The 13,649-nt window shown below is 65.2% G+C and carries 6 protein-coding genes; all 6 read right to left on the reverse strand.

Annotated elements, in window-relative coordinates; all coding sequences use genetic code 11:
- Nucleotides 1-56 precede the first annotated feature (56 nt).
- The 6 genes from ACN9M2_RS14940 to ACN9M2_RS14965 all read right to left on the reverse strand — a co-directional run bounded on the left by ACN9M2_RS14940 (nucleotide 57) and on the right by ACN9M2_RS14965 (nucleotide 13,603).
- Nucleotides 57-2,492: a GH92 family glycosyl hydrolase gene (locus tag ACN9M2_RS14940; RefSeq protein WP_426285434.1), complete on the reverse strand. Its 2,436-nt coding sequence runs from the start codon at nucleotides 2,490-2,492 to the stop codon at nucleotides 57-59.
- A gap of 25 nt (nucleotides 2,493-2,517) precedes the next feature.
- Nucleotides 2,518-3,954, reverse strand: coding sequence for a glycoside hydrolase family 125 protein (locus tag ACN9M2_RS14945; protein WP_426285435.1), 1,437 nt, complete (start codon nucleotides 3,952-3,954; stop codon nucleotides 2,518-2,520).
- A complete protein-coding gene (locus ACN9M2_RS14950; RefSeq protein ID WP_426285436.1) occupies nucleotides 3,951-6,605 on the reverse strand; it encodes a beta-mannosidase in 2,655 nt (884 codons plus the stop codon). The genes ACN9M2_RS14945 and ACN9M2_RS14950 overlap by 4 nt, the downstream gene beginning before the upstream one ends.
- Entirely contained in the window at nucleotides 6,605-9,187 is a 2,583-nt protein-coding gene (locus ACN9M2_RS14955; RefSeq protein WP_426287934.1) for a TonB-dependent receptor, read from the reverse strand. Before ACN9M2_RS14955 ends, ACN9M2_RS14950 begins: the two co-directional genes overlap by 1 nt.
- Nucleotides 9,188-9,938: 751 nt before the next feature.
- Nucleotides 9,939-11,780 (reverse strand): glucose-6-phosphate dehydrogenase, encoded by a 1,842-nt coding sequence (gene zwf / locus ACN9M2_RS14960; protein ID WP_426285437.1) that lies wholly within the window; start codon nucleotides 11,778-11,780, stop codon nucleotides 9,939-9,941.
- A complete protein-coding gene (locus tag ACN9M2_RS14965; protein WP_426285438.1) occupies nucleotides 11,777-13,603 on the reverse strand; it encodes a glycoside hydrolase family 15 protein in 1,827 nt (608 codons plus the stop codon). The genes zwf and ACN9M2_RS14965 overlap by 4 nt, the downstream gene beginning before the upstream one ends.
- Between the last annotated feature and the right edge of the window lie 46 nt (nucleotides 13,604-13,649).

Below are 13,649 nucleotides of genomic sequence, written 5' to 3' on the forward strand. Positions count from 1 at the left end.
CTCCCGGCCGGGTCAGAGTGTCGGTACGAGGGTCTACCGATCGTGAACGGCGGGGATCAACCCTTCGCCGCTTCACCGAACGAGGGCGGGCGGTCGGCCATGGCCTTGCCGAAGGATGCGTTCGGCGTGTCGCCCATGACGAAGCTCAACGTGCCGCCGGCGGCCAGTTCCTTGTGCGGAATCCAGCTCTTCGTCCACGGCTTGCCGTTCCAGCTCACCGACTGGATGTACGGACGCCCGGGGCCGTTGTCCTTCGTCTCGATGACCAGAACCCGGCCACCGCCGACCTGCACTTCCGCGCGGTCGAGCAGCGGGCTGCCGAAAACGTAGTTCGTGCTGACCGGATCGACGGCGTACAGGCCCATGGCGCTCATCACGTACCAGGCGCTCATCTGGCCGCAGTCCTCGTTGCCGGGCAGGCCATCGGGCTCGGGCAGGTACATGGTTTCGAGCAGCATGCGCACGCGCGCCTGCGTCTTGTGGTGGGCGCCCGTGTATGCATAGAGATAGGGCATGTGGTGCCCGGGCTCGTTGCCGAAGGCGTACTGGCCGACCATGCCGGCGATATCCGGCGGCGCGTTGTCCGGCAGGGTCGGGTCGGCGTTGAACAAGGCGTCGAGCTTCTTCTCGAAGCCTTCCTCGCCACCGAACAGGCCCATGTAGTTGTACACGTCGTGCTGGTTGAGGAAGGTGGCCTGCCACGCGTTCGATTCGGTGAAGTCGCGCCAGCGGCTCGAATGGCCGATGGCGATCGGATCGAACGGCTGCAGCCAGGTGCCGTCCTCGGCGCGCGGACGCATGAACTGCGTGTCCTTGTCGAACACGTTGCGGTAGTTCTGCGAGCGCTTGCGCAACAGCGACGCGTCGTCGCCATGCCCGAGTGCCTCGGCCATGTGCGCCACCGCCCAGTCGTCATAGGCGTATTCGAGCGTCTTGCTGACCGCCTCGCCTTCCTTCTCGCTGGGGATGTAGCCGAGCTTGCGGTAATACGTCAGGCCGAAGTAGTCGTCCTGCATGGCCCGGCGGCGGAACACAGGCCAGGCCTTCATGTAGTCGATGCCGGTGAAGCCCTTCGCCTGTGCCTCGGCCAACACCACGGCGGAGTGGTAGCCGATCATGCAGACCGTCTCCACGCCCTGTAGCGGCCATACTGGCGCGCCGCTGGGGCTTTCCACGGCGAGGCGGACGAGTCCGTCGACCAGGTCGGGCACGCGCTCGGACTGGTACAGGGTGAACAGCGGATGCTCGGCGCGATAGGTGTCCCACAGCGAGTAGGTGCTGTAGTTGTGTCGACCCTCGGGCAGCGTATGCACCGCGCGGTCCATGCCGCGGTAACGGCCGTCGATGTCGCTGAACACGGTGGGCGCGAGCATGGTGTGGTACAGCGAGCTGTAGAACGTGCGCTTCACCTTGTCCGAGGAGGAGGCGACGCGGATCTTCGACAGCTCGTGTTCCCATTCCGCCTCGGCCGAGGCACGCACGCCGTCGAAATCCCAGCCCGGGATCTCGCCTTCGAGGTTGCGCATGGCACCGTCGATGTCCACGCCGGAGATGCCGACCTTCACCAGCAAGGGCTCGCTCGACGCCTTGTCGAAATGCAGGGCCGCCTTGAGATGGTCGCCCTTGGCGGTGGCCGTGCCCTTCGGCAACGCCTTGTCGTTCTCGTAAAGCGTGGCGCTGGCGATCGGGCGCGAAACCTTCATCGCGAAATAGATGACGCGGCCGCTCGCCCACTGGTACACCCGCCGGCCGCCGACGATCGTATCGTTGCCGACCAGGGTGAGTTCCACGTCGCTGAGACGGGTCGGCTTGTCCATGTCGTCCTGGTAGCCGTGCGTCATGTCCAGCAGCAGGTGGGCGTCGCCCTCTTTGCCGAAGGTGTAACGGTGCATGCCCGTGCGTAGCGTGGCGGTGAGTTCGGCGAGGATGTCGTGCTGGGTGAGCTTCACCCGGTAGTAGCCCGGGTGCGCAGCTTCGTTCGTGTAATGCGAGCGGTAACCCTTGATGCCGGTTTTGTAGCCCTTCGCCGGCGTGCCGTCGCCCTGGCGTTTCGCATCGAAACGGGACACGTAGTTCACGCCGTCGAAATCACGGTCGCCCGGTTGCAGGCGCACGGGCCCCATCGAGGGCATCACCAGGAAGTCGAGCATGTCGGCGGCGCCGGTGCCGGACAGGTGCGTGTGCGAGAAGCCCATGATCGAGCCATCGCCCTGGTGGTAGCCGGACGAGGCGTCCCACTGCGCGTTGTACGTGTCCGGGCTCAGCTGGACCATGCCGAACGGCCGCGTCGCACCGGGAAAGGTGTGACCGTGGCCGCCCGTGCCGACGAAGACGTCGACGTAACGCAAGACACCCTCCGCAGCGGTGCCGCCGCTGGCGGAGGACGCGTCCAGGCCTTCTTGCACGCCGCTGGCCAGGGCGGTGAGGGAACCGACCTGACCGAGTGCCGTGAAGGCGGCCATCCCTTGCAGAAAACGTCGACGGGTAACCATGAATCGCTCCAGTTCGGGCGGTGCGTCAGACGCGCCGCAGGGAATCGGGTTGCTTGTCGGCGAGATGGACCACCAGCTCGCCGAACAAGGTATTGGCCCAGGCGAACCACGAGCGGGTGAATTGCTTCGGGTCGTCCTGGTCGAACGCTTCGTGCATGAAGCCGGTGCCGGCGTGGGTCGTCTTCAACCAGTGCAGGCACTGGCGGATCTCGGCCGTATCGTCGGTGGTGAAGGCTTTCATCATGATCGACATCGGCCAGATCATGCGCAGGCCCTCGTGCGGCCCGCCGACGCCCTCGCCGGCCGTGCCCTTGAAGAAATACGGATTCGCCGTGCTCCATACCTGCGCGCGCGTACGCTCGTAGCGGGCATCGCGTCCCGTGCATTCCAGGTAGGGCAGCGCGAGCAGGCTCGGCACGTTGGCGTCGTCCATGAACAGCTGGTTGCCATAGCCGTCCACTTCGTAGGCCCAGTAGTCGCCATGCTCGCCCTGGATCGTGCCGTACTTCTCCACGGCGCCGGCGATCTCGTCGGCCAGCGCCTGGCATTCGCCTGCGAAGGCCTGGTCACCGAAGAAGGTGCCGTGCATCTGAGCAAGGCGGCGCAGGGTCACCACGGCGAAGAGGTTGCCGGGGATATTGAACGGATACAGCGTCGCGTCGTCCGAAGGACGGAACATCGCGTGGATCATGCCCACGGGCCGCGTCGGCTGGCCGTAACCATGGAGGAACTGGCTTTCGGTCGGATTCGGCGACGGCCGCTGGAACTGGTAAGGCCCGGTGCCATCCTTGCGCTGCTGTGCGCGGAAGGTGGCGACGATGAGCCGCGTCGCGGCGCGCCAGGATTCGTCGAAAGGCTCGCGATCGCCCGTGGCCTGCCAGTAACCGTGCGCCAGGCGCACGGGGTAGCACAGCGAGTCGATCTCCCACTTACGTTCGGCCACGCCCGGCCGCATGTCGGTCTGGTCGGCCTGCGCCCATTCCAGCTTGCTCTTGCCCTTGGGGTCGGGCAGGAAGGCGTTCGCATAGGGATCGATCGAGATGCAACGCGACTGGCGGCGAATCAGCCCGCGGAACAGCTTGCGCAGGGCTTCGTCCTTCGCCACCAGCGGAAGGTATGGCCAGACCTGCGCGGAGGAATCGCGCAACCACATCGCGTCGATGTCGCCGGTGACGACGAAGGTGTCCTCGTAGCCGTCGAGGTGGCCGACTTCCACGGTGGTATCGAGCGTGTTCGGGAAGCAGTTCTCGAACAGCCAGCCCAGCTCAGGATCGGCGATCTTCTTCTTCGTCGACGCGATCAGGCGTTCCACCGCCTCGCTGGTGAATTTGCGCTTGCCCACGGGCGGACGCTTGCTCGGGAAACGCGGGGCGGCGAGGGCCACCGTGCCGACTCCACCGACCGCCGCGGCGCCAGGCACGAGCGACAGCCACTTGATCAGGTTACGGCGGCTTGGGTTCACGGCTTGGTCTCCTTCAGGGCATCCACGAGCGAACGTATCGTGACCGCGCGGCGAAGCGTGTCGACGTCGACCTTGCCGTCGACGGCGATCTCGATGCTCTCGCCCGGCAGTAGGTCGAAGGCGTTGTTCGACAGGCGCACGTCGAGGTCGCCGGTATCGATCCACACCGCACGGGCGAGACGCTTCGCGCTCACGCTCAGCACCGCCCCCCGGTCTCCGGCGCGAACCGCGATTTCGAGCCCCGGTTGCGCAGGCAAGGCAAGCGTGCGCGCGGCACCGAAGTAAAGCAGGTGATGCGCGGCGACCTTGCCTTGTTCCAGCAGGTCGAACGACACCACGGTGTGCCGCGGATCGGCCCCCTTGAGCAGGGCGGCGTCGTCGAGGCTGGCGACCGGCGTGCTGGACAGCGCGGCGGCCTTCACGGGTTTGTTCTCTTCGCGCAGCAGCTTGCCGGCCATGTCGTAGACACGGGTACGCAGCATGGCATCGAACGCCTCGGTGCGGTCGGACACCGCGAAGACGTCCGTCTTGCCGTCCCTGCGCAGCGGCACGACGTCCACCGGCGCGTAGAAGCGCTTGGCGTGGAACTGCAAGGCCTTCCAGCGGTTGAAGTAGTCGACGCTGGCCCACGACGCGCCGGGCCACACGTCGTTGAGCTGCCAGTACAACGTGCCCATGTTGCGCGGGCGGGCGCTGCGCAGGTGCTCGGCCGCCAGCTCGATGCCTTCGGCCTGCATCACCTGGCTCAGGTAGACGAACGAGGGGAAGTCCTTCGGTTCACCGTATTCCTGGCGGATGTACAGCAGCAAGCGCTGGTTGCCGTCACCATTGGCGAATTTCTGGTGCGCCCGCATCACCTTCGACTCGGGCTGCATGTCGTCGGGTTGCGCGAAGGCCTTGATCGTGGCCATCACCGGGAACGATTGCAGGCCGTATTCGGACTGGAAGCGCGGCGTGATATCGAGATAGTGGGAGATCGGTTCGGAGCCGGACCAAACCTTCCAGTAGTGGACGTCGCCATCGTTCTCGACGTTGGCCGGGCCTTCGAAATCGGTGCTCGGCGAGCTGGCCCAGTAGGGCGTGCCCGGCGACAGTTCGTTCACCACCTTGCGCAAGGTGCCGCCGAACAGCACACGCATGCCATCGTCGATCCGCTTGACCTCGTCGGCGTTGACGAACTTGCGGAAGTCCTGCCGATCCGGCCAGTCGTCCCAGCCGGTCTGCACTTCGTTGTTGCCCGCCCACAGCACGATCGACGGATGATCGCGCAGGCGGGTGACCTGCTCCACGGCCTCGATGCGCGTGCTCTCGCGAAAGGCCTCGTCGTACGGCGTGATCGCGCCGCCGAACATGAAGTCCTGCCAGATCATCAGGCCGAGCCGGTCCGCCATCGCATAGAAGGCGTCGTCCTGGTACGTGCCACCGCCCCACATGCGCAACATGTTCATGTTGGCGTCGTGCGCCGACTGCAGGATCGCCTGCATCCGTTCGGGCGTCACGCGCGAGGGGAAACTGTCGAACGGGATGAGGTTGGCGCCCTTGGCGAAGATCGGCACGCCATTGACCACGAAGGCGAAGCCCCTGCCCCACTGATCCTTCTCGCGGCGCAGTTCCACGCTGCGCAGTCCGGTTTCCCGCTCCGCCTCGGCGACGGTCGCGCCATCGACGGCGACCGCGGCATGGAAACGGTAGAGGTTCGGCTCGCCGTACCCCACCGGCCACCAGCGCTGCGGATGGTCGATGGCCACCGGCACGGCGACGTGGTTCTCGCCTGCCTTCAGCGCGACATCCTGCGTTTGTTCACCATGGCGACCATCGGGCGCGGTCCACTCGACCTTCACCGTGGCACGACCGGCCTTGTCCGCGCGGACATCGAGCTGCGCCTGCAGGTCGGCCGCGGCCTCGTCGACCTTCGCCTGTGCGATGTGCAGGTCGGCCACCCGCCAGCCGTCCCAGCTTTCCAGCCGGACCGGGCGCCAGATTCCCATGGTGACGTAGCGCGGACCCCAATCCCAACCGTACTGGTAGTTCGCCTTGCGAACGTAGTTGGAGGTTTGCTTGCCCTTGGGTTCGTCGCCGAACGCCGAGTCGAATTCACCCGGCAACGAGTACGGCTGCTTCATCAGCCAGGGCTGGAGCCGTGCGATCGGGGATTGGAAACGCACCTGCAGCGTATTGGTGCCGGCATGCAGGCTGCCCTTCACCGGCAGGCGCCAAGTGCGGAACATGTTGTCCGCCGCGAGCAGTTTCTTGCCGTTGAGGCTGACCTCGGCGAACGTGTCGAGGCCGTCGAAAACGAGATCGACGTGGTCGCGCTTCAGCGCGGCCGCGTCGAGTTGGAATGCCAGCTGGTATTCCCAGTCGGCGAGGCCGATCCATTGCAGGCCGGCCTCGTTGTCGCGCCAGAACGGATCGCCGATCCGCCCTTGCGCCAGCAGGTCCGTCTGGACGGCACCCGGCACGACGGCCGGCTGCCAGTCCCTGAACCGCTCGCAGGTTCCATTGCAGGACGGGGTTCGCGCGTGCTGGTCCTCCGCCCCGGAAGCGAGGCGGAACCGCCAGCCGGCGGAGAGGTCTTTCTCCACCGGCGTGGCCGCGCCGGCGGTGCCGGCGATGAGCCAGGCCGCCAGCGCCAGCGACGCGCGGCGCATCACAGCTTGAAGCCCAGCGTCATCATGTACGTGCGGCCGTTCTTGTAGGCATTGAGCGGCTGGCTGGGCGTGTTGTTGTAGACGAAGTACGTCTCGTCCAGCAGGTTGGTGGCGTCGAGCGACACGCGGATGTGATCGTTCACCTGGTACCCCACCGAAGCATCGAGTTCCCGGAAGATGCCCGTGATCTGCTGCGACTGCAACTGGGCGATCGAGGTGAAGTACGACGAACGCCAGCTATAGGTCAGGCGGGCGCTCCACGGACCCTGCTCGTAGAACGGCGACAGGTTGAACGAGTTCTTCGAGTTGTACGGCAACGGGAAGTCGTTGCTGGTGTCCGCGTCGGAGTAGGTGTAGTTGGCGAGGAAGCCGAAGCCGTAGCGGAAGTTCTGCTGGTAGCTGAGCGAAGCACCCTTGACCTTGGCCACGCCGGCGTTGATCGGCACCTGCATCTGGTACACGTCGTCACGCAGGTTGGTCAGGTTGTAGTGCGTCTCGGCGACGTTGGTGTTGAGGATGTAGCCGGAGATGCGGCGGAAGAACAGTTCCGCGGCGAGCACGCTGTTCTCCGAGAAGTACCACTCGGCGGACGCACCGTAGTTGGTCGACTTGTACGGACCCAGGTCGGTGTTGCCACGCGAGCCGGTCAGCGTGCGGTCGTCCAGCGCCACGTACGGCGTCATCTGCTGGTAGCGCGGGCGGGCGATGGTCTTGGCCGCGGCGAAGCGCAGGGTCAGGTCGTCGGCCGCGTCGTAGGCAATGTTGAACGAGGGCAACCAGTCGTGGTACGTGCTGCGCTTGTTCACGGCACCGTAGACGTCCGGACCGATCGCGTTGTAACCGTTCACGGTATCGCGGGTGCGGAAGTAGCGCACGCCAAGGTTGCCGCGGTAGTCGTCACCGGCGAAGTCGCCCTGGATGTAGAACGCGCGGTTCTGCTCGGCGACGCTGTAGGTGGCCTTCGGATCGAGCGACACCGTGCCGTTCTTCAGGCTCTGTACGTATGCCTTCATCAGGCCCGGATCGATCGTGGTCCAGTTGCCCATGTTGCCGGAGGAGCTCAGGCCGTCGAGATAGCCGCTGGGCGTGCCGCCGTTGGCGAAGTCGGCCAGCGAGACACCGCTGCCGTCCTGGCTGGGCAGGCGGGCCGCGTAGGCGTCCTGGCCGTCCAGGTGGTTGGTCGCCTTGATGCCGACCTCGATCTGGTTCAGCGGGCCCCAGCTGACGTCGTGGGCGAAGTCGGCCTGGAAGTATCGCTCACGGTCGTAGCTCGGCGCGTAGCTGTAGCCGGCGCCATGGGCGAGCATCGCCGAAGCATCGTCCGCGCTGTTGTAGTTGATCTGCGGATGCTGGCCCTTGAGGTTCCAGTCGAAGCCGCCGAAACCCTGGAACTGCATGTTCCAGATGCCGTCGGAACCGCCCGTGGAACCGGTGTAGCCGATCTGGCTCGACGCGGTCCAGCCATCACCGAACCAATCGGCGCGCAGCTGGGCGACACCGGTGTTCACGGTCGAATCGCGCTCGTAGCCGTCGAGGTAGGTCGAGGTGTTGGCATTGTAGCTGCCGCTGGTGGCGACGCCGTTGTTGAAGCCCAGCGCGGTGGCATTGGCGGCCGAGCCCGACCATTCGCCGTAATGGCTCTGGTTGAAGTTGTTGAACTTCTCGGTGACGTACAGGCCGGTGAAGTTCAGCTCGAACGCGTCGTTCGGCTTCCACTGCAGGCCGGTCGAAACACCGTCACGCGTGCGGCGCTGCTGGAACCACGCGGTATTGATCGCGGTGGGATAGACACCCTTGGCGTCGGCCGGTACCACGGCCGGGTTGAACTGGTGGTCAGGATTGGTATCGGTGGGATCGTTCACGCGCTGGTAGCCGAAGATCTCGGTGCCCTGGCGGTCGATGATCCGGTCCGAATGCATCAGCGAGCCGATCACGCCGAAAGTGCTGTCCTTGTTCTTCCAGCTGTACAGCACGGAAGCATTCGGCTTGCCCTTGTCGGCGCGATCGTTATAGCCATAGCTGACGCTGCCGGTCAGCGTGTTCGCAGGCAGGTCGAGCGGACGGCGCGTGTTGACGATGACCGTGCCGCCGATGCTGCCTTCGTCGATGTTCGCCTGCGGGGTCTTGTAGACCTGGGCGTTACCGATGATTTCAGAGGCGAGCAGGCTGTAGTTGAACGAACGGCTGTCCGGGTTGTTCGGGTCGGAAGTCCAGTTCGTCGAGGCCACGGTCTGGCCATTGAGCATCAGGCGGTTCAGCGCCGGATCGGTACCGAGGATGCTGACCTTGTCGCCTTCGCCGAAGTTGCGGTCGACGCTGAGGCCCGGCAGGTGGGAAAGCGACTCGGCCACGTTGGTGTCGGGGAACTTGCCCACGTCCTCGGCGGAGATCGCGTCGACGATCGAATCGGCGTTGCGCTTCAGGTCGAGCGACTTCTGCAGGCTGGCACGGATACCGGTGACCGTGATGCCGTTGAGGTTGGCGGCATCCTGGACGTTCGCCTCCGAACCCGGCGTGGCGGCCGGCTCGTTCTTCTTCGCCGTCGTGGCGGCGGGAGCGGGGGTCGCCGCGTCCTGTGCCATGGCGCTGCCCGTGGTGAACAGGCCAGCCATGATGGCCATGGATAGCGCGCTGATTCGGTGGTTCACATCGATCTCCTGGAAATGATCACAGTCAAGGAGACGACGCTCGCGCATCCGCCCCTTCCCTGCGTGGTGTCTTCTTCGGAACGAACGCCACCGCGCAGGCTGACGCCCGCGTTCGTTACCGTTCGTTCCATTGGATTTTGGTTTTTAGCCCTGCGCCCTACCGCGATCGCCGTACATGGCCGGCACGGCCCGCTTGCGTCGTCGTCGTTGCAGTGGTGTGACTGAGCGGATTTTTAGGGGGCGTTGACAACGTTGTCAACCGATTTTTTAACTCGATCTAAAGACACACTGCTTGACTTAAAACACTGTTTTTACGAGGAATGTTGAATTGAAGAAAATAGTGCAGTGCGGAAACAGGCGAGGCCCATTTGGATCGATCCATGGATGCGCAATGCAAGTGATGGCATGCGGTAAACCGCTTTGCCACCTTGGATTTTTCCCATGCTAGTGCGAACGCCAGGCACAGTGGCATGCAAACCGGCGGCTTTGCTGCAATGCAGCGCGAAAATCGCAGGTTCGACCGTGTTTTCCTGGCTGCGCGGAAGGAATCGCCGGGCTGGCGCACGAGGGAAATGCCCGGCCATCCCCCTATAGAGGTAGAAGGGCCCCCTTCCTCCGGAGGCCCATCGACCGCCACTGCCTTCGACAGCGGAAGCCCGGTGCAACTCGCTCCCACGGGCTCGTGCTATTTCTTGCGCGAGCCTTTTCCACTGGTCGTCGTCGAGACACGCTTGGTCGACGCACTTTTGGCCAATGCGCGCTTGGCCGGTGCCGTCCTCGCAACGGGCGTTTTCCTGGCCGCGGTTTTCTTGACTGCCGATTTCGTCGCCGTCGCCTTGCGTGCCGGGGCGGCCTTTTTCACCGCGGTGCCGCGCAAGGCCTTCTTGGCGGCGGCCGTTTGCGCGGCCTTGCGGCGCTCCGGCGATTTCTGTGCGGGCGAAGGCGCGTCCACCTTGGGCTTCGCCGTGCGCCTGGCGTTGAGTTCGTTCGCCGAGTTCAGCGGACGCCACGAACGTCCACCCAAGGCCAGCAAGGTATCGGCCGAGGCGGGGCCGGCACTGCCGGACGCGTAGTTGGGGAAATCGGCGGGCGTGCGCTGCGCCCAGTCGTCGAGGATCGGCTGCACGGCACGCCAGCATGCCTCGACCATGTCGGCCCGCTGGAACAAGGTGGCATCGCCGGTCATGCAGTCGTACAGCAAGGTCTCGTAGCCCACGTTGGGTTCGGCACGGAACCAGTCGGCGTACTTGAAATCCATGCGCACGGGTGCGAGTTCCACGCGCGGGCCCGGACGCTTCACGTCGAACTGCAACGAGATGCCTTCGTCGGGCTGGATCTGCAACACCAGCCAGTCCGGACCGAACGCATCCATGCCCGTACCGCGAAACGGAGCGAACGGCGCGGACTTGAAGCGGATCGCGATCTCCGTGGTGCGCCGGCCCATGTGCTTGCCCGTGCGCAGGTAGAAGGGCACGCCCGACCAACGCCAGGTGTCGATCGACAACTTCATGGCGACGAAGGTCTCGGTGACGGAATCAGGCGCCACGTTCGGTTCGTCGCGGTAGGAGATCGCCAGTTCGCCGTTCACCGCGCCGGGGCCGTACTGGCCGCGCACGGCGTCCTCGGGCTGGATCGGACGGATCGCCTCGATCGTCTCGGCCTTGCGCGTGCGCACGGCCTCCGCGTCGAACGAGGTCGGGGGCTCCATCGCGACCATCGCCAGCAACTGGAACAGATGGTTCGGCACCATGTCGCGCAATGCACCGGTCTGCTCGTAGAACGAGCCGCGACGCTCGACACCGACCGTCTCTGCCACGGTGATCTGCACGTGGTCGATGCGATCGCGGTTCCAGATGGGCTCGAACAGGCCGTTGGCGAAGCGGAAGGCCATGATGTTCTGTACCGTTTCCTTGCCCAGGAAATGATCGATGCGGTAGATCTGGTCTTCGCGCAACACCTTGAGGATGCGCTCGTTGAGCGCATGCGCGGAGGCGAGGTCGTGGCCGAACGGTTTCTCGACGATCACCCTGCGCCAGCACTGGCCATCGGGGCCGCCGTCGTCGACGAGGCCTGCCTCGTGCAGCTTCTCGATCACGTCGCCGAAGAAACGCTCCGGCGTGGCGAGGTAGAACAGCACGTTGCCCTTGGTGCCGCGGCGGCGCTCCGCATCCTTGAGCTTGACCGCGAGGCTCTGGAATGCGGTGAGGTCGTCGAAGTCGCCGGCGTGGTAGGTCATCTGGCCGCTCAGCCAGCCCCACGCGTCGGCGTCGAGCTTGCTGCCACTGTTGCCGACGAACCGTTCGAGTGCGGTGGTCAGGCTCTTCTTCCAGGCGTTGTCGGTCATCTTGCCGTGGTTGAAGCCGATCACGGAGAAATTGTCGGACAGCAGGCCGGTGCGGCGCATGTTGTAGAGGGCGGGAACGACGAGGCGGCTGGTGAGGTCGCCAGCGGCGCCGAAAATCACGACGGTACACGGGTCGGCCGGGTGAGCGCGTGAGGCGACGCGCTTCGGTTGGGCTTGGCTCATGCACGGACTCCTTGGGGATCGAGGGCTTCGGGGGTGGCGTGGATATCTGCCGTCGCGCTGTAGCAATGCGCAAGGCTGAAAGCGGCATTAACCAACGCGACGTGTGAAAAGGCTTGTGGGAAATTGCCCAGCAGCCGTTTCGACCGTGGATCGTACTCCTCCGCGAGCAGGCCGAGGTCGTTCGCGAGCCCGATGAGGCGCTTGAACAATTCGCGTGCTTCGTCGAAGCGGCCGAGCAATACGTAGTTCTCCACCAGCCAGAAGCTGCATGGCAGGAACTCACCCTCTCCCGGGGGCAGGCCATCCACGCCGCTGCGCGTGTCGTAACGGCGCACGAAGCCGTCGACAAGCAGGTCTTCCTCGATCGCCCGCACCGTGGCGACGATGCGCGGATCGTCCGGCGGCAGGAAGTCGGTGAGGGTCACCAGGAGCAGGCTGGCATCCAGTTCGGTCGACCCGTACGACTGGGTGAAGCAGCCGCGCGCGGGGTCGACGCCCTTGGCAAGGATGTCGGCCTTGATTTCGTCTGCGATCGCGCGCCAGCGCCGGGTGAAGCCCGGATCACGACCGTGCCGGTCCTGTTCGGCGGCGCGCTGGAACGCCAGCCAGGCCATCACCTTCGAATGCACGAAGTGGCGTGGTTCGCCGCGGATTTCCCAGATACCCTCGTCCGGCTGCCGCCATATCCCGGCGAGATGTTCGAGGAACACCGCCTGCACGTCGTCGGCCTCGGGTTGCAGGGTGACGCCATGGCGGATGGCATGGGCGAAGGCCCCGACGAGTTCCCCGAAGATATCCAGCTGGAACTGCGCGGACGCGGCGTTGCCGATGCGTACGGGCTTGGCCCCTTCGTAGCCGGAGAGCCAGGGCACCTCGTATTCCTCCAGGCGGCGCTCGCCGGCCACGCCATAGAGGACCTGCAGCTGGCCGGGCGATCCCGCGACCGCCCGGCGCACCCAGTCGCGCCACGCGCTGGCTTCGTCGTGATATCCCGCGTTGACCAGGGCCGAAAGCACGAAAGTGGCGTCTCGTGCCCAGCAATAACGGTAATCCCAGTTGCGCTGGCCACCCAGTTGCTCGGGAAGCGAAGTGGTGGGTGCCGCGATGATGCCGCCCGTGGGCAGGTAGCTCAGGCCCTTGAGCACCACCAGCGAACGGCGGACGATATCGCTCCACTCGCCGCTGTCGTTGCAGCGGTTCGACCAGGTCTCCCAGAACGCGAGGGTGTCCCGCAGTTCGGCATGGGGATCGAGTGTGGCGGGTGGCGGCAGGTGCGAGGGACCCCAGGCCATCATGAAGGGGATGGAATCGCCCTTGCCCACGACGAAGCGGGCGATGCTGTGCATGCCCTCGCCTTCCACGACCACCGGACTGCGTACGACCAGCATGTCCGGGCCCGCGACAGCGGTGATGGTGGTCTCGTCAAGGCGGCTGACCCAGGGCACGGCGTTGCCGTAGTCGAAGCGGATCGTGAGCACGGCTTCGAAATCCACCCGGCCCTCGATGCCTTCGACGATACGCGTGACACCCACCTGGTCGCCGGCGAACGGCATGAAATCGATGACCCTCGCCCGTCCCGTGGCCGTACGCCATTCCGTCTCCAGCACGAGGCTGCCGTCGATGTATCGGCGTGTACATGCGGCGTCGGGATCGGCGGGAGCGATTCGCCATCGCCCGTTGTCGTCATCGCCGATCAGGGCGGCGAAACAGGAGGCCGAATCAAAGCGAGGGAGACACAACCAGTCGATCGAACCGTTCCGTGCCACCAGGGCGGCGCTTCGGCAATTGCCGAGCATCGCGTAGTCCTCGATCAGGGATGCCATGCTGTCCTCGTCGTCGCTGCCGCCAATCCCTCAACGATAACCAGGG

Origin of the sequence: Luteibacter sp. E-22 (assembly GCF_049913125.1) — a bacterium.
Taxonomy (GTDB): Bacteria; Pseudomonadota; Gammaproteobacteria; order Xanthomonadales; family Rhodanobacteraceae; genus Luteibacter.